The organism is Dactylosporangium sp. NPDC050588 (assembly GCF_040654975.1).
GTDB classification, from domain to species: Bacteria; Actinomycetota; Actinomycetes; order Mycobacteriales; family Micromonosporaceae; genus Dactylosporangium; species Dactylosporangium maewongense.
In genome coordinates, this window is record NZ_JBFAJA010000032.1 from 37017 (window position 1) to 63631 (window position 26615).

General features: G+C 71.1%; 21 protein-coding genes and 1 pseudogene. 4 read left to right on the forward strand and 18 right to left on the reverse strand.

The features are described from left to right. Positions 1 to 222 precede the first annotated feature (222 nt). Positions 223 to 579, reverse strand: a complete 357-nt coding sequence (locus AB0I21_RS23035; RefSeq protein ID WP_033363218.1) for an Lsr2 family protein — start codon at positions 577 to 579, stop codon at positions 223 to 225. A gap of 509 nt (positions 580 to 1088) precedes the next feature. On the opposite strand from AB0I21_RS23035, the gene AB0I21_RS23040 reads away from it, so the two are divergent. Further along, positions 1089 to 1790 (forward strand): class I SAM-dependent methyltransferase, encoded by a 702-nt coding sequence (locus AB0I21_RS23040; RefSeq protein WP_360563995.1) that lies wholly within the window; start codon positions 1089 to 1091, stop codon positions 1788 to 1790. Here AB0I21_RS23040 and AB0I21_RS23045 read toward each other — a convergent pair. Continuing rightward, positions 1787 to 2551, reverse strand: coding sequence for a type III pantothenate kinase (locus AB0I21_RS23045; protein WP_360563997.1), 765 nt, complete (start codon positions 2549 to 2551; stop codon positions 1787 to 1789). The genes AB0I21_RS23040 and AB0I21_RS23045 overlap by 4 nt on opposite strands. Positions 2552 to 2616: 65 nt before the next feature. Between AB0I21_RS23045 and AB0I21_RS23050 the strand changes: the two genes are divergently transcribed. Next, on the forward strand, positions 2617 to 4608 hold the full coding sequence (locus tag AB0I21_RS23050; protein ID WP_360563999.1) for a hypothetical protein: 1992 nt from the start codon (positions 2617 to 2619) through the stop codon (positions 4606 to 4608). A 34-nt stretch (positions 4609 to 4642) separates the two neighbouring features. On the opposite strand, the gene nadC is transcribed toward AB0I21_RS23050, so the two are convergent. From nadC to AB0I21_RS23100, 10 genes and pseudogenes are all read right to left on the reverse strand, one after another. After that, positions 4643 to 5521 carry a carboxylating nicotinate-nucleotide diphosphorylase gene (nadC, locus tag AB0I21_RS23055; protein ID WP_360564001.1) on the reverse strand — a complete coding sequence of 293 codons (879 nt, stop codon included), beginning with the start codon at positions 5519 to 5521 and terminating at the stop codon, positions 4643 to 4645. 138 nt (positions 5522 to 5659) lie between these two features. Beyond that, on the reverse strand, positions 5660 to 7285 hold the full coding sequence (locus tag AB0I21_RS23060; RefSeq protein WP_360564003.1) for an L-aspartate oxidase: 1626 nt from the start codon (positions 7283 to 7285) through the stop codon (positions 5660 to 5662). 47 nt (positions 7286 to 7332) lie between these two features. Continuing rightward, positions 7333 to 8178 carry a septum formation family protein gene (locus AB0I21_RS23065; protein ID WP_360564004.1) on the reverse strand — a complete coding sequence of 282 codons (846 nt, stop codon included), beginning with the start codon at positions 8176 to 8178 and terminating at the stop codon, positions 7333 to 7335. Between the two features lie 72 nt (positions 8179 to 8250). After that, positions 8251 to 9141, reverse strand: a complete 891-nt coding sequence (locus AB0I21_RS23070; RefSeq protein ID WP_360564006.1) for a septum formation family protein — start codon at positions 9139 to 9141, stop codon at positions 8251 to 8253. Positions 9142 to 9192: 51 nt separating this feature from the next. Further along, entirely contained in the window at positions 9193 to 10104 is a 912-nt protein-coding gene (locus AB0I21_RS23075) for a septum formation family protein (protein WP_344509105.1), read from the reverse strand. Between the two features lie 97 nt (positions 10105 to 10201). After that, a complete protein-coding gene (locus AB0I21_RS23080) occupies positions 10202 to 11119 on the reverse strand; it encodes a septum formation family protein (protein ID WP_360564008.1) in 918 nt (305 codons plus the stop codon). A gap of 18 nt (positions 11120 to 11137) precedes the next feature. Next, complete coding sequence (gene panD, locus AB0I21_RS23085; protein WP_360564010.1) at positions 11138 to 11560, reverse strand: aspartate 1-decarboxylase; 423 nt, start codon at positions 11558 to 11560, stop codon at positions 11138 to 11140. Between the two features lie 108 nt (positions 11561 to 11668). Beyond that, on the reverse strand, positions 11669 to 12481 hold the full coding sequence (panC, locus tag AB0I21_RS23090; protein WP_360564012.1) for a pantoate--beta-alanine ligase: 813 nt from the start codon (positions 12479 to 12481) through the stop codon (positions 11669 to 11671). 92 nt (positions 12482 to 12573) lie between these two features. Further along, positions 12574 to 13473: pseudogene (locus AB0I21_RS23095) on the reverse strand (DUF2520 domain-containing protein); the annotation flags it as partial. A gap of 155 nt (positions 13474 to 13628) precedes the next feature. Continuing rightward, a complete protein-coding gene (locus tag AB0I21_RS23100; protein WP_344509097.1) occupies positions 13629 to 14174 on the reverse strand; it encodes a TetR/AcrR family transcriptional regulator in 546 nt (181 codons plus the stop codon). Between the two features lie 225 nt (positions 14175 to 14399). Here AB0I21_RS23100 and AB0I21_RS23105 point away from each other — a divergent pair, with 225 nt between their 5' ends. Continuing rightward, positions 14400 to 15692 (forward strand): D-arabinono-1,4-lactone oxidase, encoded by a 1293-nt coding sequence (locus tag AB0I21_RS23105; RefSeq protein ID WP_360564013.1) that lies wholly within the window; start codon positions 14400 to 14402, stop codon positions 15690 to 15692. A 1238-nt stretch (positions 15693 to 16930) separates the two neighbouring features. On the opposite strand, the gene topA is transcribed toward AB0I21_RS23105, so the two are convergent. From topA to AB0I21_RS23135, 6 genes are all read right to left on the reverse strand, one after another. Then, positions 16931 to 19747, reverse strand: a complete 2817-nt coding sequence (gene topA / locus AB0I21_RS23110; protein ID WP_360564015.1) for a type I DNA topoisomerase — start codon at positions 19745 to 19747, stop codon at positions 16931 to 16933. A gap of 253 nt (positions 19748 to 20000) precedes the next feature. Continuing rightward, positions 20001 to 21158 carry a hypothetical protein gene (locus tag AB0I21_RS23115; protein ID WP_360564089.1) on the reverse strand — a complete coding sequence of 386 codons (1158 nt, stop codon included), beginning with the start codon at positions 21156 to 21158 and terminating at the stop codon, positions 20001 to 20003. Further along, entirely contained in the window at positions 21155 to 21697 is a 543-nt protein-coding gene (locus AB0I21_RS23120; RefSeq protein ID WP_360564017.1) for a hypothetical protein, read from the reverse strand. The genes AB0I21_RS23115 and AB0I21_RS23120 overlap by 4 nt, the downstream gene beginning before the upstream one ends. Before the next feature lie 87 nt (positions 21698 to 21784). Continuing rightward, positions 21785 to 24142 (reverse strand): sodium-translocating pyrophosphatase, encoded by a 2358-nt coding sequence (locus AB0I21_RS23125; protein ID WP_360564019.1) that lies wholly within the window; start codon positions 24140 to 24142, stop codon positions 21785 to 21787. Positions 24143 to 24433: 291 nt separating this feature from the next. Next, positions 24434 to 24916, reverse strand: a complete 483-nt coding sequence (locus tag AB0I21_RS23130; protein ID WP_344509089.1) for an ATP-binding protein — start codon at positions 24914 to 24916, stop codon at positions 24434 to 24436. A 4-nt stretch (positions 24917 to 24920) separates the two neighbouring features. Beyond that, positions 24921 to 25283 carry an STAS domain-containing protein gene (locus AB0I21_RS23135; RefSeq protein ID WP_344509087.1) on the reverse strand — a complete coding sequence of 121 codons (363 nt, stop codon included), beginning with the start codon at positions 25281 to 25283 and terminating at the stop codon, positions 24921 to 24923. Positions 25284 to 25438: 155 nt separating this feature from the next. Between AB0I21_RS23135 and AB0I21_RS23140 the strand changes: the two genes are divergently transcribed. Next, positions 25439 to 26615: DEAD/DEAH box helicase (locus AB0I21_RS23140; RefSeq protein ID WP_360564021.1), on the forward strand; the 1177-nt coding region annotated here is incomplete at its 3' end.

A 26615-nucleotide genomic window follows, 5' to 3' on the forward strand; every position in this document is an offset into this window, starting at 1 on the left:
GGAGTCGTTGCGTGGTACTTGTCTACCCGCCGGGGACGCGTGTACCCGGCGCTTTTGCCCAACGCGAGCATCCGTCCCCGTGTTCCTGCTGGCGAGCCCGTACGCCAAGAGCGAAATCGACACACCATGCAAGTCACCCACCGTAGCTAGTCGGCTACGATGGGTGAAAGGCGCTGAAAGAACCCCAAAACGACCGCTCAGGCCGAAACCGGTCAACGAGCGCTAACGGCCGGCCTCGGCGTTGTAGCGGTCCACGATTTCCTGCTTGATGCGACCCCGGTCGGAGACCTTGATGCCCTTGTTCTGAGCCCATTCCCGAATCGCCTTGTTCTGCTCGCGATCGGCGGCTGCCCCACCGCGGCCGCGGGCACTGGCGGCGCGCCCTCCGACCACGACGCCACCCCGGCCGACCTTGGTCGCCGCACCGAGGAACGGCCCGAACGCGTCACGCAGCTTCGTCGCGTTCTTCTTCGAGAGGTCGATCTCATACTGAACGCCGTCCAGCGCGAACTTCACGGTCTCGTCGGCGTCCCCGCCGTCGATGTCGTCGACCAGCACGTGGATGGTCCGCTTGGCCACTGTCGTATTCCCTTCGAGGAAGCTCGCCCCGCGTTGTGCGAATGCAAAGATAACGCAATCAGGGTCCGCTTCGTCAACGGTACGCCGAAACTACCGCTACCGCACCAGCGGAAAGACACCGCGTTTCCCGAATGCCGGGCGCGACGGGCCGCACGCCAACGCGATCGATTCCCATCACACGCCTGCCGCCGGTGGCATTCCGTACTCCATCGCGCGCGGATAGTTCCCGATCAGGCATCCACACCCGGCACGCACACCGCAGCCAGGGCCGCGGGCAAGGAAGACAGGGCCTCGGAATCGGATAGGGCGATACGCCGACGCAAATCCGTGTCCGTCGCATTGCTATGCGTGACGAATGACAGGTGCAGCACCACCTTGCACAACTGCAACATGGCGGCTGCAGGTAGCAGAGGCCAACAGCCGCCCAGAGAGAGCCATGCGCGCCCGACCGGCCAATTCCGCGTTTTACGGCGCGACCTCGCAACTTCGGATTCGGTACTTTTGGCGGTGTGGATTTCGCAGCACACGCCTCCTCGTTCGGAGCTGCCGCCGACCTGTACGACCGCATCCGCCCCCGCTACCCGCGCGAGGCCTTGCAATGGGCTATACCGGAAAAATCCGAAATCTGCGATCTTGGTGCGGGCACCGGCATCCTGACCCGCCAGCTCCGCGACCTGGGCCATCACACCATCGCCGTCGAGCCGGACGACAAGATGCGCGCCAAGATCCCCGGTGAAGCCCGCAAGGGTGACGCCACCCACATCCCCCTGCCGGACGCGTCCGTCGACGTCGTCACCGCCGGGCAGGCCTACCACTGGTTCTACGGCGAGCCGGCGCACGCCGAGATCGCCCGCGTCCTCCGGCCCGGCGGCCGCTTCGTCCCGATCTGGAACATCCGCGACGAGCGCGTCCCCTGGGTCGCCGAGTCCTCCACCCTCTTCGACGGCGCCCGCGAGCGCGACGCGTTCGACGAGACGGCCGTGCAGGACTTCGGCCCCCTCTTCGGCCCCGTGGAGCGGGGGACGTTCGAGTGGAGCGCCACCCACACGAGGGAGTCGTTCCTGGAGCTGGTCAGGTCCCGCAGCTACTACCTGGTCTCGGGCGACGAGGCGCGGCGACGGCTCGAGGAGCAGCTGCTGGAGGTGCTGCCGCGGACCGAGGAGTTCGAGCTGCCGTACGTGACCTACGCGTACATCGGCCGCAAACGCTAACCGCGGTTGCGGTCGAAGATCAGTCGCAGCCCGATCAGGGTGAGCATCGGCTCGTGGTGCGTGACCGTGGCGGACTCGCCGATCACGATCGGGGCCAGGCCACCGGTCGCGACGACCGCCTTCACCGTGCCGCCCAGCTCCGCGGTGACACCCCGCACGATCCCGTCGACCTGCCCGGCGAAGCCGTAGACGACGCCGGACTGCAGGCACTCGACCGTGTTCTTGCCGATCACCCGCGGCGGCTTGACCAGCTCCACCTTGCGCAGCTGGGCGGCGCGGGCCGCGAGGGCGTCCACGGAGATCTCGATGCCGGGCGCCAGCACGCCGCCGAGGAACTCCCCGCGGGCGGAGACGACGTCGAAGTTGGTCGACGTGCCGAAGTCCACGACGATCGACGGGCCGCCGAAGAGCGTGAAGGCGGCCAGGGTGTTCGCGACCCGGTCGGTGCCGACCTCCTTCGGGTTGTCGATCGCCAGCTGGACACCCGTCCGCACGCCCGGCTCGACGATCACGGTAGGGACGCCCGGGTAGTACCGCTGCAGCATCGTGCGCAGGGAGCGCAGGGCCGCGGGGACGGTCGAGCAGGACGCGATGCCGGTCAGCGACACGGCGTCGGTGGCGAGCAGCCCCCGGTAGAGCAGGCCGAGCTCGTCGGCGGTGGCCCTCGCGTCGGTCTTGATCCGCCACGAGTGGACCAGCTTCTCGCCCTCGAACGTGGCGAGCACCGTGTTGGTGTTTCCGATGTCGATGCACAGCAGCACGCGGTGAGCCTAACGAAAGGCCCGCCAGCGGCGGGGTGAGCCTGGTCATCTACGATCCGGTTCCCATGATGCCGACGGCCCGCACGCTGCTCGCGCTCCTCCCGCTGGCGGCGCTGGTGTTCACCGCGTTCGCGCTGCGTCCGGGCAGTCTGGACGCCCGCCAGGCGGTCATCCGCGCGGCGGCCACGGTGGCGGGCGTCACGGTCGTCTTCGTCGAGCTGCTGTCGCTCGCGGGGTTGATCACGACCTGGCCGGTGATCGTCTACTGGCTGCTCTTCGCCGGCGTGTCGGCCTTCTTCGCCAGGCGCCACCTGCACGTTCCCCACCTTGTCCTGCGAAACTGGGACAAGGTGCTGCTGTCAGCGTTTGCGGCGTTGGTACTGGCTGAGCTGGTCCTCGCGCTCGCCCACTCGCCGAACAACTACGACTCGAACCACTATCACCTCACGAAGATCGAGCACTGGATCGCCGACGGCGACCTGGCCCCGTACGCCACGGTCCAGAACCAGCAGATCATCCTGGTCCCGGGCGCGGAGTACCTGCTGCTGCAGGCCCGGCTGCTGACCGGGGACGACTCGCTGCACAACCTGCTGCAGTGGGGCGTGTCGCTGCTGGCCGCCGTCGCCGTCTCCCGCTGCGCCGCCCAGCTCGGCGTCGGCCGCCTCGGCCAGCTCATCGCCGCCGCCGTCCTGCTCACCGCCCCGGCGGTCGCCCTGGAGGCCACCAGCACCCAGAACGACCTCGTCGTCACCGCGTGGGTCGCCTGCGCCGCCAGTCTCGCGCTCGACGGCGCCCGCCGGGTCGCCACCGCCGGCGACGTCCTGACCCTCGCCACGGTCGCCGGCCTCACCGCCGTCACCAAGTCGACCGGCCTCATGCCGCTCGCCCCGATCCTCGTCTTCTGGGGCATCTGCCAGCTCCGTCTCCGGCCGGCGCGGTCCGCGGTGACGTCCGAGGCTCCCGTGCCCTCAGACGGGCCCTCAGACGGGCCCTCAGACGGGCGTTCAGAGGGGCGTTCAGACATGGCGGGCGGCCGGACCGGGCAGTGGCTGCGCACCGCCGGCGCCGGCCTGGCGATCGTCGCCGGCATGGTCGTGCTCGCCGGGCCGGCCATGCTGCGCGTCAACGACGCGTTCGGCTCGCCGCTCGGGCCGCCCGGATACAGCGCCTCGCTGTCCACGGAGCGCAAGGACCCGCCGGCCGTGCTGGTCAACGGCCTGCGCCTGGCCGCCTCCACGCTCACCACGCCGTTCCCGGCGGTCAACGGCGTGGTCAGCGACGCCGTCATCGCCGTCGCGGACGTCGTGGGTGTCAACCCCAACGACCCGAAGATCACCCAGTGGCGGAGCGTCTTCCCCGGCACGCGCTGGAAGCCGGACGAGGACCGCTCGCCGTACCCCATCCAGTCCGCGCTGATCCTGAGCGCCCTCGTCGTCACGCTGGTGTGGCGGCGGCTGCCCCCGCTGCTGAAGGGCTACGCGGTCATGGTGCTCGGCGCGTTCGTCATGACCGCCGCGGTCGTCAAGTGGCAGGACTGGGGCAACCGGCTGATCCTGCCCGCGTTCGCGCTCGGCGCGCCGCTCGCCGGCTACTGGGCCGACCGCCTGCGCACCCACCGCGCCACCGCGGCCGCGCTCGTCGTCGTCATGGCGGCGGCGTTCGCGGCCGGCGGGATCTCCGTCGCGTACGGGCAGCCCCGCCGCCTCGTCGGGCAGGGCTCCGTCTTCACCCTCACCGACTGGCAGGAGCGCTTCGTCCGGCTGCCCGACCAGGCGGTGCCGTACCAGCAGGCGATCGGCGCGATCAAGGCCAGCGGCGTCCGGCGGGTCGGCCTGGTCATGGACGGGGACCTGTGGGAGTACCCGCTGCAGATCTCCCTGCCGGACGTCGAGCTGGTCGCGGTCGAGTCGGTGATCCCGTCCGCCCCGCCTGCACCGGTCTCGTCGGTGCAGGCGATCGTGTGCGTCTCCGGCGTCGAGCGCTGCGCCGCGGTGGTCCCGCCGGCGTGGAAGGTCCAGCGGTTCTCCGCGCTGGTCGCCGTCGCGTTCCCCGGGTAGGGGCTCAGAGGGGCTCAGAGGGGCTCAGAGGGCCTCAGTGGGTCCGCAGGTCCATCGCGATGTCGAGGATCGGCGAGGAGTGGGTGAGGCCGCCGACGGACAGGTAGTCGACCCCGGTGGCCGCGTAGTCCGCCGCCGTCTCCAGGGTCAGGCCGCCGGTCGCCTCCAGCTCGGCCCGGCCGCCGACCGCCGCCACGACCTCCCGCAGCAGGTCCGGCGCCATGTTGTCGAGCAGCAGGAACGTGGCGCCGGCGGTGACCGCCTCCACCGCCTCGCCGACCGTGGTCACCTCGACCTGGACCGGGACGTCGGGGAACGCCTCACGGACCCGGGCGTACGCCGCGGAGATGCCGCCCGCCGCCAGCTTGTGGTTGTCCTTGATCATGGCGACGTCGTAGAGGCCCATGCGCTTGTTGGTGCCGCCGCCGGCGCGGACCGCGTACTTCTCCAGGATGCGCAGGCCGGGCGTGGTCTTGCGGGTGTCGAGGACCAGGGCCTTGGTGCCGTCGAGCAGGTCGGCCCACCGGCGGGTGTGGGTGGCGACACCCGACATGCGGCACAGCAGGTTGAGGGCGGAGCGCTCGGCGGTCAGCAGGTCACGGGTCGGTCCGGTGACGGTCGCGAGCACCGTGCCGCGCACGACGGACGAGCCGTCGACGGCGTGGATCGCCACCTCGACGGACGGGGACACGGCCTCGAACACGGCGGCCGCGACGGCCAGGCCGGCGACCACGCCGTCGGCGCGGGCGACGAGCTCGGCGGAGTCCGTCTGGGTGGCCGGGATGGTCGCCACGCTCGTCACGTCGAGGCGGTCGGGGCCGAGGTCCTCGGTCAGGGTCCGCTCGACGATCTCGCCGACGGCGACCGGGTCGAGCCCGACCTTCCGCAACAGCGCTTCGGTCTCCGGGGTCACGCCGCCACCTCCGCTGCGCTCCGGCGTCGGCCTGACCCATCTACTGTGCCCATGATGCCCACCCCTCCGCTGCGCTCCGGTGCGGTCATTCGTCCTCCCACATCTCGGTCAGGGCACCGGCGGCGGCCACGAGGGGCGTCACGCGTCCTCCCACGTCTCGGTCAGGGCGCCGGTGTCGGACAGGCCGGCGAGGAAGTGGCCGCGGAACACGTCGCTGGCGTCGGGGAAGTCCTCGCGCCAGTGGCAGCCGCGGGTCTCCTGCCGCTGGTCGGCGGCGCCGAGGAGGGCGGCCGCGACGGTGAGCAGGTTGGTGGCCTCCCAGCCGGCGAGGCCGGGCGCGGCGCGGTCCAGCGCCAGCTTGGCGATCGCCTGCGCCGCCTGGTCGAGCGACTCGGCGCTGCGCAGCACCGAGGCGTGCGCCGACATGGCCGCCTGCAGCGGGCCGCGCAGCCCGGGGTCGGCGGTCCACGCCGGCAGGTCGCCGGCGACGGGGTCGGTCTGCGCGGGCAGGCCGCGGGCGATGTCCTCGGCGATCCGGCGGGAGAAGACCAGCCCCTCCAGCAGCGAGTTGGAGGCCAGCCGGTTGGCGCCGTGCACACCGGTGCAGGCGACCTCACCGCACGCGTAGAGGCCCGGGATCGACGTGCGGCCGTGCAGGTCGGTGCGGACGCCGCCGGAGGCGTAGTGCGCGGCCGGGGACACCGGGATGAGGTCCGCGGCGGGGTCGACGCCGGCCGCCCGGCAGGACGCCACGATCGTCGGGAACCGGCCCTCGAGGAAGTCCCGGCCGAGGTGGCGGGCGTCGAGCCAGACGTTGTGCGTGCCCTCGGCGCGCATGACCCGGTAGATGCCCTTGGCCACGACGTCGCGCGGGGCGAGCTCCGCGAGCTCGTGGCGGCCGACCATGAAGCGGTTGCCGTCGCCGTCGCGCAGGTACGCGCCCTCGCCGCGCAGCGCCTCGCTGACCAGCGGCTGCTGGGAGTCGCGGTTGTTGAGCGCGAGCGCGGTCGGGTGGAACTGGACGAACTCGATGTCGGTGACGGCGGCCCCGGCGCGCAGGGCGAGCGCGACCCCGTCGCCGGTGGAGACGATCGGGTTGGTGGTGGCGGAGTAGATCTGGCCCATGCCGCCGGTGGCGAGCACGACGGCCCGGGCGAGGACCGCGCCGACACCGTCCTCCGCGCCTTCGCCGAGGACGTGCAGGGTGACCCCGCAGGCCCGGCCGGCGGCGTCGGTGAGCAGGTCGAGGACGAGGGCGTGCTCGATGAGGCGGATCCACGGGTCGCGGTGGACGGCGGCGTGCAGGGCCCGCTGCACCTCGGCGCCGGTCGCGTCGCCGCCCGCGTGGATGATCCGGTTGGCGTGGTGGCCGCCCTCGCGGGTCAGCATGAGGGAGCCGTCGTTGTTGCGGTCGAACTCGGCACCCCAGCGGATCAGCTCGCGGACGCGGGTCGGCCCCTCCCGGACCAGCAGGTCGACGGCGGCGGTGTCGCACAGCCCGACGCCGGCGACGAGGGTGTCCTGGGCGTGTGCCTCGGGCGTGTCGAGCGGGTCGAGGACCGCGGCGATGCCGCCCTGGGCCCAGCGGGTCGAGCCGTCATCGATGTTGACCTTCGTGACGACGGTGACGTGCAGGCCGGCCTCGCGCAGGTGCAGGGCGGCGGTCAGCCCGGCGACGCCGGAGCCGATCACGACGACGTCGGTCGGCTCGGCCCACCCCGGCTGGGGCCCGGCGAGTCGGCGCGGTAGTACGGGCAGCTCCATCACTCCAGTCAAACATCACAACCAGGCATTGCGCGCCGTGCCGAGAATCACGCGAACGGCAAGGGGCCCGTGCCCAGTTTCTGGATGGATCCCTTCAGCGGGCGCGCGCTCATCAGGTAACACGCGAAGGTCTGGTCGCTGCCGAGCCAGGCGGAGCCGGTCTTGGGCCCGACGGCGGCGGCGGACAGGTCGGCCCGGTCGGCGGTCTCCGCCAGGCCGAGGTACCGCAGCCCGACGCTCGTGCAGCCCTTCGCCGACGCGTTGCGCACCGCGGTCTCGTCGAACGGCGCGTCCATCGGGGCGATCGAGTAGCTGCCGGAGTACTCGCCGTCGTGCGGGCCGGCGCAGCCGACGTACTTCAGCGCGGAGATGCACTCGATCGGCAGGCTCGGCCCGGCCTTGGCCAGGCTGCCCTCGCGGGTCGCGAACTCGTCGCCGGCCGGGCCGGTCACGGGGGCGACCGCGCAGCCGAAGAAGCCGTCCTTGGCCGGCGTGATCCACGAGGCGAGGATCTGGACCTTCGACTCGTGCCAGTTGCCGCCGAGGAACGCGGTGCCCTGCACGACGCAGGCGCGGCGGGCCTGGGCGTACAGGAGATTCTGGGCGATCGCGACGTCCTGGCCCTTGGCCTTGTCGAGGCGGTGCAGCAGGTCCTCGGTGGCCTGGCCGACGTGGAACACCTCGGCGGTGTGGGCGGCGGCGCAGTCGACGGGGCCGCCGGCCCACGGGAAGGCGGCCTTCGCGCCGGCCGCGTCGACCGACCAGCAGGAGCCGGCCTGCGGCGCGGCGGCGGGTGGGTTCTTCGGGATCTTCCGGTCGCCGTCGCGCAGCAGCCAGTAGGCGCCGCCCCCGGCGAGCGCGAGCACGACGACGATGAAGATGACCCGCCTCATGAGGAAGCAGTGTGCCATTACCGGCCGGTAACGTCACGACCCGTCTTGGACCGGGACGTCACCGGCTCGCTCCTAGACCGGGCGGTTACCGTTCGCCAGCAGGGAGCGGCTGACCGAGAGGTTGCCCTCCAGCATCAGGTAGCAGCGGGCGGTGCGGTCGCCGTAGCCCCACCGGGTCGGCGTCGCGGTCGACCAGGCGAACGAGATCTGCTTGTTGAGGTCGTACTCGGCGTCGGTGAGCCCCAGGTAGCGCGCCACGATCGTCTTGCAGCCGGGCTGCAGCAGCGCACGGCGGGCCGCGGCGTCGCTCGGATACGGCCGCGCGTCCGGCGCGTAGAAGGTGCCGGTGTACTCACCGTTGTGCAGCGTGTCGCACTGGACCGGGATGAAGTCCTCGATGCCGCCCTTGCTGTCGGTCGCGACCTTGACGCAGCGGAGCAGGGCCGGCTTGGAGCCCCGCAGGGTGTCCTTGAGGCTCGTCGTGCGCGGCGCGATCGTGTACGTGTCGTCGGAGACCTCGATCAGGTCGCACCGGTAGTAGCGCGCCTGACCGGTCCACTGCTTCGACGACGGCGGCAGCACCCGCAGCATCAGCCGGCCGTCGTGCCAGTCGGCGCCGAGGAAGTTGATGGCCTCGGCCTGGCAGGCGGTGAACGCGTCGATCAGGTCGGCGTCGGCCGGCACCGTCGACTTCTGCGCGATGGCGCCGGTGAACTCGCTGACCTTGAACGTCTCGCTGGCGTGCGACGCGGTGCACTCGACCTCGACCAGGTCGGGTCCGACGGCGAGCTTGTCGGCGTCACCCGAGAAGGTCCAGCACTCACCGGCGGAGGGCTTGGGCACGCTCGGCGCCGCGAGGGCGGTCCAGCCGTTGACGAGGTCGCCGTCCGTGCCCGCCGGATCCCCGCAGCCGGCGGCGAACAGCACCAGCGCCGCTGACAGCCCGGCGGTCCACCGCTTCATCGGCAGAACTCCCTCACCTCGTAGCACGGGCCCACAGTCTCGCAGAGGGGATCAAATCTTGCTCTGACCGAGGCCCTTGAGGGAGCGGATCGTGCTCTTCGTGCCGTAGAGCATCGCGTAGCACCGGGCGGTGCGGTTGCCGCGCAGCCAGTTCTCCTCGTCGACCATCCAGAAGCCGATGCCGACCTCCTGGTGGTTGTCCAGCATCTGCTGCGTCATGCCGAGGAACTTGGCGCCGAGCGCCTCGCAGCCGGTCCGCATCGCGGCGCGCCGCTCGTCGGCGTTCTTCGGGAAGGCCCGCTCGCCGGCCAGGTACGTGCCGACGTACTCCATGTTGTGCGTCTGCGTGCACGCCCTCGGCTCGTAGTCGTCCCAGGTCTTGCCGTCGGCCTCGTAGATCTCCTGGGCGCAGGTCAGCGCGATCGGCTTGTCGCCGGTGAGGTTGCCCTTGAGGCTGCTCGTGCGGCTGATCGGCTTGCCGGCGTCGCTCTGCACCTCGGCGAGGTCACAGCGGAAGTAGCGCCCGCCGCCGCTCCACTGCGTCGTCGACGGGGGCAGCACGATCAGCTCGAGGCGGGCGTCGTGGTAGTCGCCGCCGAGGAAGGTCTGCGCCTCGGTGTTGCACTTCGCCCAGGCGTCCTTGAGGTCCGCGCCCTTCGGCGGCGACGACGCGCTGGCCGCGGTGCCGCTGAGCTCGCCGACGAAGAACGTCTCGCTGATGTGCGCGGTCGTGCAGGAGGCCACGGCCGTGAAGGAGAAGACCGTGAGGGTGTCCGTCTCGAAGTACGGCACGGTGGTGTCGTAGCACGCGCCGACCGGCGGTGAGGGAACCTTGGGTGCGGCGAGCATGGCCCATTCGTCGACGAGGTTCTTGTCGACACCCGCGGGCGTCGAGCAGCCCGCCAGCATCACGACGGCGGCGACCGGTGCCACCGCCATGGCGAGCCGTCGAAAACGCACCATGATCCAACCCCTCCCCCGGCGCACACAGCGCGGGTGCAGTGTGCCAATGATCAATGTGGTTGGCAACCCGGCCCAACTGCCAGATCTAGGACAGCATCTACGCGATTGTGATCGGTAGACCCTTTGTACCCGCGCCCCGCAACGACGTCGTCACCGGCTTCGGCGGCCACACGAAACAGCGCACCCCGCGGTTGCCGAGCTCCCAGGCCGTCTTGTCATAGGGCCACATTACGAGACCGGTGCGGGAGCGGAAGTTCACGTCGTCCGGCACACCGGTGAAGCCCGCCACAACGGGGCGGCAGCCGGCGAGGTTGGCGTTGCTGCGGGCCTCGCTGTCGGCCGGGTATTCACCGTCCGGGGGCTCGTAGAGACCGGCGAACTCGCCCTCGTGCGGGGTCGTGCACGAGGCGGGGAAGATCCGGTCGATGTCGCCGGCGGCGCCGCCCGCCTTGGTGGTGACCTTCACACACCCGATGCGCAGCTCCCCGCCGTCGGGGCGCAGCGTGCCGCGCAGCGACGCGGTGCGGGTCGCGACGCTGAAGCGGTCGATGTCCTGCAGCGCCTGCAGGTCGCAGCGGAACCAGCGCGCCCCGGCGTCCCACAGCGACGGCTTCGGCACGTCCACGCTCAGCGACACCCGGCCGGTGCGCCAGTCCGCGCCCAGGAGGGCCTTCGCGTCGTCGGCGCAGCGTCGGTACGCGTCGCGCATGGCCGGGCTCCCGACGTTCGGCGGGGTGGCCCGCTCGGCGTCCGCACCGGCGAACCGGCCCACCGAGATCAGCTCGACCTCGTGCGGCTCGGTGCAGCCGACCGGCGCCGGCCAGCTCGTGACGTCGGCGCTCGCGGTGCCCGCCGGCAGCGCGTAACACGCCGGCGCGGTGGGCTCCTGCAGCACGGCGGCCGGCAGCATCGGCCAGCCGTTGACCAGGTCCTTGTCGGTGCCGGCCGGGGTCGGTCGCGCGCAGGCACTCAGCAGTGTCGCCACCGCCACGACCAGCACGACCGCGCGTCGCACCGCCACCTCCCCAGGTGCTTACGCCCGGAGAAGGTCTCCCCTCACAGGCTCGCCCACCATACCCGGTATGGCGTCCGCGGGATCGTGACCGAGTTCGATGATTCCGTTGGTGGCGTCGACGTGGACGATCCGCGGTTGGTACGTCCTTGCGGTGGCGTCGTCGAGCTGCGCGTAGGAGATCAGGATGACGAGGTCACCCGGGTGGACCAGGTGCGCAGCGGCGCCGTTGATCCCGATGACGCCGCTGCCGCGGGGCCCGGCGATCACGTAGGTCTCCAGCCGCGCCCCGTTGGTGACGTCCACGATCGCGACCTGTTCGCCGGCGAGCAGGTCCGCGGCGTCCATCAGATCCTCGTCGACCGTTACCGAACCGACATAGTGCAGATCGGCCTGCGTCACCGTCGCCCGGTGGACCTTGGACTTGAGCATCGTACGGATCACGGCATCTCCACTGCTTTGTCGCCTCTGTCGCGTCTCACGGCATCTCCACCGCGATGTCGCCCTGTTCACGGATGACGGCGGGTCCACCGTGATGTCGCCTCTGGTGCATCACGGCAGGTCCACCGCGATGTTGTCGATCAGGCGGGTGCCGCCGACCCAGGCCGCGGTCAGCAGCCGGCCGGGGCCGTGCGCGGGTGCCGGGCCCAGCATCGGATCGGTCAGGACGAAGTAGTCGAGCTTGACCTCGGGCTCCGTCGCGAACTCGGCGATCCCCACGGCGACGGGGTCCTCGCTGCGCGCCGCCTTCGTGAGCGCCCTGGACAGCACCAGCGCCGCCTGCCGCTCCGCCGGGGCGAGGTAGCGGTTGCGGCTGGACAGCGCGAGACCGTCGGGCTCCCGCACCGTCGGCACGCCCCGCACCACGATCGGCAGGTCGAAGTCGCGGACCATCGCCCGGATCATGCCGAGCTGCTGGTAGTCCTTCTCCCCGAAGTACGCGACGTCGGGGCGGGTCAGCTGGAACAGCTTGTTGACCACCGTCAGCACGCCGTGGAAGAACCCCGGCCGGCTGGCGCCCTCGAGCTCGTTGCCGGCGGGCCCGGGGTCGACCCGGACCGCGGGCGCACCCTGCGGGTACATGATCTCCGGCGTCGGCGTGAACGCGATGTCCACACCGGCCCGCTCCGCGATCGCCAGATCGGCTTCCACGGTGCGCGGGTAGCGCTCGAAGTCCTCACCCGGCGCGAACTGCAGCGGATTGACGAAGATCGTGAGCAGGACCGTGTCCGCTTCGGCGCGTGCGGCACGCAGGAGCTCGGCGTGCCCCTCGTGCAGCGCACCCATGGTCATGACGACAGCGACGGCGCCGCGCGCTCCCGCCCGCGCGACGGCGAGCTGCTCGCGGGTCTCGGCGACGATCATGGCTTACCTCCGGTGCCCTTGGCCTTCCGGCGGCCGCCGCGCTGCGCGGCGATCACCGGCACCTGCTTCTGCGCTGAGCCCTCCTTCTGTCCGGAGTCGCCGCCCTTATGCCCGGAGCCGCTGAGCACGTCGAGCAGCGGCTCGGCGTCCATCGGGCGGAGCCGGCCGGCGGCGATGACCCGGTCGGCGGTGCGCCGGGCGAGCGCCAGGTAGGGCGGCACCGACTCCGGGGCGACCGCGTCGAGGGCCCTGAGGTGCTTGGCGACCGTGCCGGCGTCGCCGCGGGACACCGGGCCGGTGATGGCGGCGTCGCCGAGGCGCAGCGAGTTGTCCAGCGCGGCGCCGAGCAGCGGGGCGAGGACCTGCTCCGGGTGCTGGACGCCGGCGTCGCGCAGCCGGTCGAGCGCCTCGTTGACGAGGGTGGCGAGGTGGTTGGCACCGTGGGCCAGGGCAGCGTGGTACAGCGGCCGCCGCTCCTCCTCGATCCACTCGACCTGACCGCCGAGGTCGGCGACCAGGGAGGCGGCGAGGTCACGCAGGTCGTCGGGGGCGGTGACGCCGAACGAGACACCGGCGGCGAGCCGGCCCAGGTCGACGGCGGTGCCGGTGAACGTCATCGCCGGGTGCAGCGCCAGGGGGCGCGCGCCGGCGGCGGCGACGGGCGCGAGGACGTCGAGGCCGTGGGCGCCGGAGGTGTGCGCGACGATCTGCCCCGCGCGCAGCGCGCCGGTCTCGACCAGCCCGTGCACCAGGCCGGCGAGCACGTCGTCGGGGACCGCCAGCAGCACGAGGTCCGCGGAGGCGGCGACCTGGTCGGCGGGGAGGAGCGCGACGCCCGGGAGCAGCTGCTCCGCGCGGGCCTTGGAGGCGGTCGAGACACCGACCGCGGCGACCACCTGGTGGCCGGCGTTCACGAACGCGGCACCGAGCACCGCGCCGACCCGCCCGGCACCGATGATGCCGATGCTTTGCCTGCTCAGGCTGCTTTTCATCGTGGCAGATCCAGTCCTCGAAAGTGGGGTACCGGTCGACCACGAGTATGCGTCGTGCGGGGCAAAGCGGACAGGACGTGTGGGATTGTCAACACGAGGTTTCAGACCCTTTACCGGCCTCGCGAGCAGCCGATAAAGGGTCTGAAACGACGTCGTCAGAGGCGGTGGTGCAGGTAGTCCTTGATCAGGGCCTTGGCCTCGCCGAGCACCGCGCGGTCGCCGTCCGGCGAGCGCCGGAACGCCATCTTGATCAGCGCGTCGGCGGCCTCGACCGCGATCGCCAGCACGAACTGGAGCCGCTCGGCGTCCACGATGCCGAACCGGCCGATGAGCAGCGCCGCGAGCTGCGACACGATGACGTCGTTGTTGTCCCGCTCGTCGTCGAGCAGGTGGATGTCCACGACGTCACCGAAGTGCAGCGTCCGGAAGCCCGGCACCGTGCGGTGCATGTCGATGTACTCGTCGATGGCCGCGTCGACCGCGTCCCACCAGTGCGAGATGTCCTCGTCGGCCAGCCGGGCGCCGAGGCGCTCCAGGTAGCCCTCCAAGCTGCGCAGCGTGAGCGCCTGCACGATCGCGCGCTTGTCCGGGAAGAACTGGTAGACCGAGCCGATCGCCACCCCCGCCCGCTCCGCGAGCAGCGTCGTGGTCAACCCGTCGTAGCCGACCTCGTCGACGAGCTCGGCGCACGCGTCGAGCATCCGCCCGACCCTCGCCACGCTGCGCCCCTGCACCGGAACCCGGCGCAGCGGCTTCGTCCCGGCACTGGCCACTGTCTGCGTCGCCACCCGGCAGTCCCCCCTCAAGCTCGTCCCTCTGAAACCTACTCACGTCAACGAGCGGGCGGGATCGGCGGATAGCCCATTTCACTCTTGTGGTTCAACGGGTCATTGACGGCGGGCATACGTGAAGGGTACTCAGGTTTCGTGACTTCTCCGTGGGCCAACTGGGCCGGCAACCAGACCGCGCGGGCGACGCGTGTCGCACACCCGTCGACCACCGCTGAGCTGGCCGTTGTGCTCCGCGCCGCGGCGGACGAGGGACTCCGGGTCAAGGCCGTCGGCTCCGGGCACTCCTTCACACCCACCGCTCTGACGGACGGCGTGCGGATCGAGCTCGACCAGATGGCGTCACTCGTCCGGGTCGAGGGCAACCTCGTCACCGTCCAGGCCGGCATGAAACTCGCGACCCTCAATGCCACGCTCGCCGCGCACGGCCTGGCCATGCCCAACCTCGGCGACATCGACGCGCAGACCATCTCGGGGGCGCTGTCCACCGGTACACACGGGACAGGCGCCGCATATGGGTGCCTTTCGACATTCATCGAGGCCCTTGAGCTGGTCACCGCCGACGGTGCGGTCGTGCGCTGCTCGGCGTCCACCCAACCGGACCTGTTCGCCGCCGCCCGGGTCAACATCGGCGCCCTGGGCGTGCTCACCGAGGTGACCCTGCGCTGCGTGCCGGCCTTCATCCTGCAGGCCGACGAGCGCCCGGCGCCGCTGTCCGACGTGTGGTCGGGCCTGGAGACCCACATCGCCTCGAACGACCACTTCGAGTTCTACTGGTTCCCCTACACCGACCGGGTCCAGATGAAGCGCAACAACATCGTGCCCGCCTCCGACCGTCCCCTCGCGGGCTGGCGCCGCTGGCTCGACGACGACTTCCTGTCCAACACCGTCTTCGGCGGCGCGTGCCGGCTCGGCCGGGCCCTGCCCTCGACCGTCCCCACAGTCAGCCGCGTGTCGGCCCGGGCACTGTCCGCGCGCACGTACACCGCCGCCTCGCACGAGGTCTTCTGCACCCCCCGCCGGGTCCGCTTCGTCGAGATGGAGTACGGCCTGCCCCGCGCCGCCCTCCGCGAAGCCTTCGACGGCCTCCGCTCGGTGATCGCCGGCCTGCCGTACAAGATCCAGTTCCCGGTCGAGGTCCGCTTCACCGCCGCCGACGACATCTGGCTCTCCCACGGCCACGGCCGCGACAACGCCTACATCGCCATCCACCAGTACGTCGGCGCCCCGTTCGAGGAGTACTTCCGCCGCTTCGAGGCCGTCACCACCCCCCTCGGCGGCCGCCCACACTGGGGAAAGATGAACTTCCGCGACGCGGAGTCACTGGCCGCGGCCTACCCACGCTTCACCGACTTCACCGCCCTGCGCGACAAACTCGACCCGGGCCGCCTGTTCGCCAACGCCTACACAGACCGCGTCCTCGGCGCCTGACCCCTCATTCCACCCGGCGCCTGACTCGCTGTTTCACACTCCCTGCACGGATCGCGCGTCACCCGCACCGCCACCGGACCTGCCATCCACGGGCGCCGATCCCCGCACGGATCGCGTCACCCACACCCGCACCACCACCGGACCTGCCTTCCACGGACGCGATCCCCTGATCCACTGCACGGATCGCGTCACCCGCACCGCCACCGGACCAGCTGTCCACTGACGCGATTCCCTGCGCGGATCGCGTCACCGCACCTGCGCCGCCCGAACCCGCGAGACCCGCGGCGCACGGGCGCGATGCGGTGGCCACGCCGTCGACACCTGCCCCTTCACCACGATCGACGCCCAGCCGACCGTTCGACCGAACCTGCGCCGCCACCGGACCAGCTGTCCACTGACGCGATTCCCTGCGCGGATCGCGTCACCGCACCTGCGCCGCCCGAACCCGCGAGACCCGCGGCGCACGGGTGCGATGCGGTGGCCACGCCGTCGACACCTGCCCCTTCACCACGATCGACGCCCAGCCGACCGTTCGACCAAAGCCTGCACGACCAGCGCCACCGCGCCCACCTGCGGCGATCCGCGTGCCCCCGCAGACCCCGACGCGATCCGAACGGCGGGCCGCCGGACTCGCCGGACACGCGGCTGCCATCACCGCGACGCGGCAGGCGCACCGCAGTGCGGCAGGCGCACCGCAGTGAGCAAGACGCCGAGCGGCCGAGGTCGGCGCGCAGGTCGTCGAGCGCGGCCCGCCGGACATGCGGCGGTCATCCGGCGACGCGGCAGGCACGCCGCGGTGAGCGCTCCGCCCGGCTCACCTGGCACGCTGCTGCCGGACCGACGAGATCTGCGGAGCCCGCGGGATCCCGACGCAATGCGACGTGGTGCGGTGCGCGCCCCCGCCGCCTGGCGCGTCGCCCGACCTGGCGCGTCGCCCGACCTGGCGCGTCACCCGACCTGGCGCGTCACACCGACCGGCATCCGACTGGCCGTTTGGCCAACGCCTGCACGGGTCGCGGCCCGACGTCTGAGGACACCTCGCCCCGCCGACGCCTGGCCGGTCACATCGACGGTAACACCGCCGGCCTAATCGGCCTCCGGGCTCGGCACCGGCTGTAACCGAGCGACTGCCTTGCCGCGTCGTGACAGCGATCTCCGGGCCGGCACGGTCGCCATCGCGTCGATGCGGCGACCGTGCGTATCCGGACTGATGGCTGTGCGTCGGCGACGCTGGCTGGTCACTCTCCCGGCGGGGTCGACTTCTTCGCCGAGGTGGCCTTCCGCGGGGCTGCCTTCTTGGCCGGGGTTGCCTTCTTCGCCGCGGTGGTCGTCTTCTTCGCCGCTGTCTTCTTGGCCGTCGTCTTCTTCGCGGAAGTGGAAGCGGAAGCCGCCGTACCGCCCTCGGCGCTCTTCGTGGCCTTCTTCGCCGCACGCTTCTTCGGCGCCGGACCCTTTGCCCGCTTCTCGGCCAGCATCTCGCTCGCCTCGTCCACCGAGAGTGACTCGACGGTCTGGTTGCGGCGCAGCGACGCGTTGTGCTCGCCGTCCGTCACGTACGGGCCGAACCGGCCGTCCTTGATGACCAGCGGCTTCTCGGTCGCCGGGTCGGGGCCCATCTCGCGCAGCGGCGGCTTGGCAGCGGCGCGGCCGCGGGTCTTCGGCTGCTGCAGCAGCACCATGGCCGCGTCGAGCGAGATCGTGAAGAGCTGGCCCTCGTTCTCCAGCGAACGGGTGTCGGTGCCGCGCTTGATGTACGGCCCGTACCGGCCGGGCGAGGCGATGATGTCCACGCCCTCGGGGTCCTTGCCGACGAGCCGCGGCAGGGTCAGCAGCTGCAGGGCCTCTTCGAGGGTCAGGTGCTCCGGCGACTGGGTGGACAGCAGCGAGGAGTTCTTCTCGCCGGTCGACACGTACGGTCCGTAGCGCCCCGACTTGAGGACGATCGGCTCGCCGGTCTCGGGGTGCTCGCCGAGCTTGCGCTCGCCGCTGGCGCCGCCGACGAACAGCTCCGCGACCTTCTCAGGGGTGAGCTCGTCCGGGGCGAGCCCGTCCGGCACGGTCGCGCGGTCGCCTTCGTCGCCCTCGGGCTGGTCAGCGAGGAAGCGCTGCAGGTACGGCCCGTACCGCCCGACGCGCACGACGACGTCGCGGTTGGCCTCGTCGCGGAACAGGGGGATCGAGTTGATCCCGCGGGCGTCGATCTCGCCGAGGCGCTCGGTGACCATGCGCTTCAGCCCGCCTTGGCGGGGCACCGACCCTTCGTCGCCCGTGTCTCCACCGAAGTAGAAGGGGCGCAGGAAGTCCACGGCGCTCTCGTCACCGTTGGCGATCTCGTCGAGGACGTTCTCCATCGACGCGGTGAAGTCGTAGTCGACCAGGCGCGGGAAGTGCTTCTCCAGCAGCCCGACCACGGCGAACGCCAGGAACGACGGGATCAGTGCCTGGCCGCGCTTGAACACATAGCCGCGGTTGTTGATCGTCTCCATGATCGAGGCGTACGTGGAGGGGCGCCCGATGCCGAGCTCCTCCATCACCTTGACCAGCGAGGCTTCGGTGTAGCGGGCCGGCGGCTGGGTGGTGTGCCCGGTCGCGGTCAGCCCCTTCTCGGTCAGCGTCTGGCCCTTGACCAGCACCGGCAGGCGCCGCTCGGCGTCCTCGGCCTCCGCGTTCTCGTCGTCGGAGGATTCCACGTACACGCGCAGGAAGCCGGGATCGGTGATGGTCTTGCCGGTGGTGCTGAAGTCGACCGACTCGCCGGCGGGGGTGGTCGCGTTGATCCGGACGGAGGTGCTGTTGCCGACCGCGTCGGTCATCTGCGACGCGATGGTGCGCTGCCAGATCAGCTCGTACAGGCGCAGCTCCTCGGCGCTGAGCTCCTTGGCCACGTCGCCGGGCGTGCGGAAGCTGTCGCCGGCGGGGCGGATCGCCTCGTGCGCCTCCTGCGCGTTCTTGACCTTGCCGGTGTAGCGGCGCGGCTGCGGCGGGACGGCGCTCGGGCCGTAGAGGTCGAGGATCTGCTTGCGGGCGGCGGCGATCGCGGCCTCGGACAGGTTCACCGAGTCGGTTCGCATGTACGTGATGTAGCCGTTCTCGTACAGCCGCTGCGCGATCCGCATGGTCTGCGCGCTGGACAGCCGCAGCTTGCGCGAGCCCTCCTGCTGCAGCGTCGAGGTGATGAACGGCGCGGCGGGCTTGCGCCGGTACGGCTTCTCCTCGACCCGGGTGACCGTGAACGGCCGGCCCTCCAGGCGGGCGGCGAGGCCGCGGGCGCCCTGCTCGTCGAGGTGGATGACGCCGGCGTTGGGCCGGACCTTGCCGGTCTCCGGGTCGAAGTCGCGGCCGGTGGCGACCTTGTCGCCGTCGATGGCGAGCAGCGTCGCGTTGAACGTGCGGGTGTCGCCGTCGGGCAGGAGCTTGGCGAGGATGTCCCAGTATTCGGCGGAGCGGAACTTCATCCGCTGCCGTTCCCGCTCGACCACGATCCGGGTGGCGACCGACTGCACGCGGCCGGCGGACAGGCCGCCCTGGACCTTCTTCCACAGGACGGTGGACAGGTCGTAGCCGTAGAGCCGGTCGAGGATGCGCCGGGCCTCCTGGGCGTCGACGAGCGCGCGGTTGATCTCGCGCGGGTTGGCGACGGCGGCCTGGATCGCCGGACGGGTGATCTCGTGGAAGACCATCCGCTTGACCGGGACCTTCGGCTTCAAGGTCTCGAAGAGGTGCCAGGCGATGGCCTCGCCCTCGCGGTCCTCATCGGTGGCGAGGTAGACCTCGCTGGCCGACTTCAGCAGTTCCTTGAGCCGGGTGATCTGCTTGCGCCGGTCCGCCGAGATGACATAGACCGGGGTGAAATCGTTGTCGACGTCGACGCCCAGGTAGGCCCACGGCTTGCTCTTGAGGTCCTCGGGCATGTCTTTCTTGCCCACAGGCAGGTCACGGACGTGGCCGAAGCTCGCCTCCACGACGTAATTCGGGCCCAGGTAGCCCGAAATCGTCTTGGCCTTCGCCGGCGACTCGACGATCACCAGCCGCTTCGTGTTGGCGGAGTTCGGCACAGCTCTCCCCGGTGCGGACGGACATGTGTCAAACGTAACGCGCGCTCTCGCGCCGAGTTGCGCAATGCGGCACCCGGCGGTCGGCTCGCGACACGCCGATCGGCGCCACGGTACACCCAAGCAGAAGCGCTACCTGCCCGATCTTGCGATCGTGTCGCATCGGCTGCCGTATTTGTCACGCTTTGTCGTACGGCGGTGACCCCGATGGCGGGTGGAATCACACTGCGCGCCGACTGGCCAGCCTACCCCGCGGTCACCTCGGCCAACTCGCGTTCGGCGCCCCGGCCGGTGGCTCACCGACAAGTTCCGCGAGGCGTGTCACGCGTCGCAGTCCCACGATCCGGTACGCGGGTCCGCCGGCTTTGGGACCGACGAACACCGCGATCAATCCGACGGCCGCCAGGGCATCTCCGATAGCGACCCAGTTGTCCGCGATTCTCCTGTTGATGGAGGTTTCATCGGTTTTGTCCTGCTGCGTCGGTACCGCGGGAGCCTCGGCAGGCGGTTCGGTGACGGCGTCGAGCTCGACGGTGGGCAGGTCGGCGACCCCGGAGTCTGGCCACTCGTCGCGGACGTCGTCGACCCAGTCCTCGACCTCCACGCCCAGGTCGACGGGGCCGGGGTCGAATCCGGAGATGAGCGGTGCGGCCTTCTTCTTCGCCTTCACCCGGGGCTTGCCGGGCAGGTCCTCGATCTCGTCCAGGCCTTCGTCGCCGGCCGGCTCCGCCCCGTCTCCTGTTCGGGGCTTGCCGGACGCGTCCTCGACCGCTTCGACGCCGGCCGCAGCCGACCCGTCGTCGCCGGCATCACCCACGTCCGCCGGACCCTGGCCTGCGGCGCTTCGTCCGGTCCGCCGCGCCTCGATTCCCGCTCCGGCCCCGTCGGCGTCCGTGCCGCTCCCCGCCCCGGACATTTCCGAGATGTCGCCCGCCGGGTCGAATGGGATCACCTGGTCGTCCGCCGCTTCGGGATCGACGTCCTCGTCTGTCAGGGCGGGGCGGCTCGGGGCGAGGCGGAGCAGGTAGGCGCGCTGGCCGTCCCAGGATCCCGCCGCCGCGACCCACAGCCGCAGCCGCCGGCCGTCGAGCACCAGGTCGGGTGGGGAAACTTTCGTGGTGCCGTCGAGCCAGCGGGCCGCGAGCGGGGCCAGCAGCGCCGCGTACGCCGTCCGGACGGTCCACCGGTCCTCGACGCCGGTCGGCTCGCAGGACACGACCAGGCCCCGCTGCTCGCACTCGGCGCGCAGCACGTCGGCCCGCCAGGCGTCCTCGACCTCGATCGACACCTTCGCGGTGCCGCCCATCCTGCCGACCTCGCCCGCGCCGGCGAGCAGGCCTTCCAGGTCCATCGGGGTGGGCGGGCGCGCCTCGACCCCGAACAGCGACAGTTGCCGGCTCCGAGCCGGCGTCACCGACACTCGGGCACCTCGTTGAAGGCCTTCTGCAGGTCCTTCTGCCTGACGTGCTGCGGGTCGATGGCGCTCTGCTCGTACTCCTCCTTGAGCACCGCGAACGTGGATCCGACCGAGGTGTAGAACGCCTTCGCGTCGGCGGTCTGCAGGCCCTGGACGGAGCGCTTCGCGTTGCCATACGCGTCGCGGGCCTTCGCCAGCGAGCCGGTGAACTGCTGGGCGACCTTGTCGCCGCCGGAGACGTCCGGCACGCCGGCGCCGTTGATCCCGGCCCGGGCCTTCTCGCTCGCGGTCTCGGCGCCGGCGAGCAGGTCGACGATGTTGGTCTTGGTCTGCGCGGCGGTCGTCGCCGACTGCAGCTGCTGCTGGGCCTTCGTCGTCAGGTCGGCGATCTCGGTCCGCCAGGGGGTGAGCGCCGTGCACACCTGCTGCGCCCAGTGCTTGGGGGCGATGTCGCCGCTGCCGTCGTCGCCGCAGCCGCTCATACCCGTCGAAACGACGACAATGAGGGCGGCTGTGGCGACGGCGCGGAAGTGCATGGATGGAAGCCTAGAACCGATCGTCTGTTCGACAAATACGACGCCCCGGCCGGATGGTCCCGGCCGGGGCGTCGGATCGGTGGAGGGTCAGGCGGTGACCCGCTCCGGCGTCGTCTCCTGCGCGTTGGAGTCGTCGCCGTTGCCGGCGTCGACCGCGACCGGCTTGCGCTTGCTGATGAGCACGGCCACGGCGACGACGAGCGTCGCCGCGATCGCGATCGCGAAGCGGACCGCCGGGCTGCCGTCGCCCGTGGTGTAGACGACCACGGCGGGCGCGATGAGCAGCGCGACCAGGTTCATGACCTTGATCAGCGGGTTGATCGCCGGGCCGGCGGTGTCCTTGAACGGGTCGCCGACGGTGTCGCCGATGACCGTCGCGGCGTGCGCCGGGGAGCCCTTGCCGCCGTGCGTGCCGTCCTCGACGAGCTTCTTCGCGTTGTCCCACGCGCCACCCGAGTTGGACAGGAAGACCGCCATCAGCGTGCCCGTGCCGATCGCACCGGCGAGGTACGCCGCGAGCGGGCCGACGCCGAGACCGAAGCCGACCGCGATCGGCGCCATCACCGCGAGCAGACCCGGGGTGATGAGCTCACGCTGGGCGTCACGGGTGCAGATGTCGACGACCTTGCCGTACTCCGGGCGCTGGCTGTAGTCCATGATGCCCGGGAACTCGCGGAACTGGCGGCGCACCTCGAACACGACCGCGCCGGCCGAGCGGGCGACGGCGTTGATCGCCAGGCCCGAGAAGAGGAACACGACCGCCGCGCCGATGAGCAGGCCGACCAGGTTGCCCGGGTTGGCCACGTTCAGGAACTTGTCGACCTCGACCTGGCTGAACTCCTTGAGGATCGAGTCCGTGTAGGAGCCGAACAGCGCCGTGGCGGCGAGCACCGCGGTGGCGATCGCGATGCCCTTGGTGATCGCCTTGGTGGTGTTGCCGACCGCGTCGAGCTCGGTCAGCGTGCGGGCGCCGCGCTCGTCGATGTCGCCGGACATCTCGGCGATGCCCTGCGCGTTGTCGCTGATCGGGCCGAACGTGTCCATGGCGACGATGACGCCGACGGTGGTCAGCAGGCCGGTGCCGGCCATGGCGACCGCGAACAGCGACAGGGTGATCGAGCCGCCGCCGAGCAGGAACGCGCCGAACACGCCGGCGCCGATGACCAGCGCGGAGTAGACGGCCGACTCGAAACCGACGCTGATACCGGCGAGCACCACGGTGGCGGGACCGGTGAGGGCGCTCTTGCCGATGTCCTTGACGGGGCGGCGCTCGGTCTCGGTGAAGTACCCGGTCAGCGCCTGGACGATCGCGGCGAGCACGATGCCGATGAGGCAGGCGATGATGGCGGTCACGTGCGGGCCGAACGGCGGCGCGTCGTCGCCGGTGAGCCCGACGATCGCCTTGAGCGAGTCGGTCTGGCCGTGCAGGCCGGCCCACGTCTTGGGCAGGTAGACGACCGCGGCGACGGCCACCAGGATCGCGGAGACGGCGGCGGAGATGTAGAACGCCCGGTTGATGGCGACCAGGCCGTTGCGGTCGGAGGGGCGCAGGCGGGTCAGCGCCACACCGAGGATCGCGACGATGACACCGATCGTCGAGACGATGAGCGGGAAGACCAGGCCTTCCTCGCCGAACGCGGCCCGGCCGAGGATCAGCGCGGCGACCAGGGTCACGGCGTAGGACTCGAACAGGTCCGCGGCCATACCGGCGCAGTCACCCACGTTGTCGCCGACGTTGTCGGCGATGGTGGCGGCGTTGCGCGGGTCGTCTTCCGGGATGCCCTGCTCGACCTTGCCGACCAGGTCGGCGCCGACGTCGGCGGCCTTGGTGAAGATGCCGCCGCCGACCCGCATGAACATCGCGAGCAGCGCGGCGCCGAAGCCGAAGCCCTCCAGCACGGTCGGGGCGTCGCTCTTGAAGATCAGCACGACCAGCGCCGCGCCGAACAGGCCGAGGCCCACGGTGAGGAAGCCGACGACGCCACCGGTGCGGAAGGCGATCTTCATCGCCTTCTCCCGGCCGCCGTCTTCTCGGGCCGCCGCCGCGACGCGCAGGTTGGCGCGGGTGGCCAGCGCCATACCGGCGCCGCCGATGAAGGCCGAGAAGACCGCGCCGACGATGAAGAACGCCGACCTTCCGATCTTGACCATGGTCTCGTTGTCCCCGACGTCACCCACGGGGAGCAGGAACAGCACCACCACGGCGATGACGACGAAGATGCCGAGGGTCTTGAACTGGCGAGTGAGATACGCGGTCGCGCCCTCCTGCACCGCCCCGGCGATCTCCTGCATCTTCGGGGTGCCCCGACCAGTCGCGAGCACAGCCTTGACCAGCGCGGCCGCGAAGCCCAGCGCCACGAAGGCGATGACGAGCGCGACGACGACGTAGGTCAGGTTGTTCCCGCTGAGGGAAATCTCGTCGGCTGCGACGAGTGTTGCGGACATTCGTTGTCCTCCTGTACCGACACATGACAGCGCCGCGAGCGGTCAGGCCGGCGGCGGGTTCTCCCAAGGGAGCCGTGCTGGACGGTCGAGGTACCCAATGACCAGGCCCGTCATACACGATCGCCGTACTCTAGCCGCAGAGCGTGTCTGTGGTCACACCGACTTGCGCGTTTCAAGAGATCGCTTTTTGTCGATGGTCCGGTTTGTGGCGCGCTTCACTCGATTGGGCGTTCCAGGCGGCCACTCCGTTGAGCGCTCCCACGGCCGTCTCGCCCGGGCGCTCCGGCGGCTCTACTCCGTCGGGCGCTCCAGCGGCCACGACATGCGCACCTGCGTGCCGACGCCTTCGCCCAGCTCGGAGACGTTGAGGTCATCGACGAGCCCGGCGAGCAGGGCAAGCCCCATCCTCGCCGCGACCGCCTCCTCCGCGAGGAGGTCAGGCGGGGTGGTCAGCGGCAGCGCCGGGTCCGACAGCACCATGACTTCATCCCCGGTCTCACCCTCGGCGCGGGTCACCATCGCCCCGTTCGCCGCCCGGTCGACCACCAGCACCGTGAACCGGTCGCCGTCGGCCATCGCGACGTCGACCAGGTCGTCCAGCCCGTGCGAGCGGTGCAGCGCGACGGCACGGGAGCACGCCTCACCGATGGCGAGCCTGACCTCTTCCAGCAGCTCCTCGGCGACACCGGCGCGCCGCGCGACGGCCACACCGACCAGACGGGCGGTGCGGACGTGTGCGGCCGCCGGCGAGAACGACAGCCTGACTGTGGGCATGAACCTACGCCGTGGGTTCGGTGTCCGAGCCGGCCGCGGCGGTCGCGGCGGCCACGGAGTCGTACAGGGAGAACACCCGATCCAGGGCGGTGATCCGGAAGATCTTCAGGAGCCTCTCGTGCGCGCACACCAGCCCGAACGTGCCGTTGACCGCCCGCAGCCGCTTCAACGCGCCCACGAGCACACCGAGCCCGGTCGAGTCGAGGAACTCCACCCGGCTCAGGTCGACCACGACATGGCGGGCACCCGTCTCGACGAGCTCGACCAGCTTCTCGCGAAGCCGTGGCGCGGTGTACACATCCACCTCACCGCCGACTTCGAGCACTGTGTGGTCGCCGGAGTCGTACGTCGACAACGACAGCTCCATGCGGACCTCCTCTTCTGGCGGGTGCTGCGCACAATGAGTCTCTCGGGCATCTAACCATCGACGCCTCCGCAAGGCGACGCGTCCACCCTGTTTCCCACAATTGCCACACGTGTATCACGCCGTCTTCTTCGAACATCTGTCTTAGAGTGCTCGACGTGACGGCCGTACTTCCGCACTCTTTCCTACCGTCCCACCGCGCCGAGTCGCTCACCCACGTCGAGCACGTGCCGCCCCGCGCCGGGTCCACCGCCGCGTGGCCGTCGTGGGCGCCGCCCTCGCTGCGCACCGCCTTCGAGGCCCGCGGCGTCGCCCTCCCGTGGACCCACCAGGCCACCGCCGCCGACCTCGCGTGGTCCGGCACCCACACCGTCGTCGCCACCGGCACCGGTTCGGGCAAGTCCCTGGCGTACCAGCTGCCGGCCCTCTCCGCGCTGCTGCGCGACGCCAAGGCCACGGTGCTCTACATCTCGCCGACCAAGGCCCTGGCCGCCGACCAGCTCCGCTCGCTGCGAGCCCTCGACCTGCCGGACACCCGCCCCGCCACCTTCGACGGCGACACCTCCCGCGAGGAACGCGACTGGGTCCGCCAGCACGCCCGCGTCGTCCTCACCAACCCCGACATGCTCCACCACGGCATCCTGCCCAACCACGCCTCGTGGACCCGCTTCCTGCGCGGCCTGCGCTTCGTCGTCGTCGACGAGTGCCACACGTACCGCGGTGTCTTCGGCTCCCACGTCGCCCACGTCCTGCGCCGCCTGCGCCGGGTGACGGCCCGCTACACGCCGCGCGGCCTGCCGTCCCCGTGCTTCGTCCTGGCGTCCGCGACCTCAGGCGACCCGCAGTCCTCCGGCTCGCGCCTGACCGGCCTGCCGATGACCGCAGTGACCACAGACGCATCGCCACGCGGCGGGGTGACGTTCGCCCTCTGGGAACCCCCACTGCTCCCACCGCCCCCCGACTTCTCCGGCATCAGCGAAGCCGAACTCCTCCTCCCTGACGACCCCACCCTCATGACCACGGTCGCGGAACGCACCACACCCGCCGTCGCCACCCGCCCTTCCACCACACCGCACACCTCTGTCCCCGCCCCCGCGACCGCAGGCGACTCCACAACCGCGGCTCATAGCTCCACCACCGCCGGCGCCCCCGCAACCACGCGCAGGTCCACGACCGCGGCCAACCCAACCGCAGCTCACAGCTCCACCACCGCCGGCGCCCCCGCAACCACCCGCAGCTCCACGACCGCGGCCAACCCAACCGCAGCTCACAGCTCCACCACCGCCGGCGCCCCCGCAACCACGCGCAGGTCCACGACCGCGGCCAACCCAACCG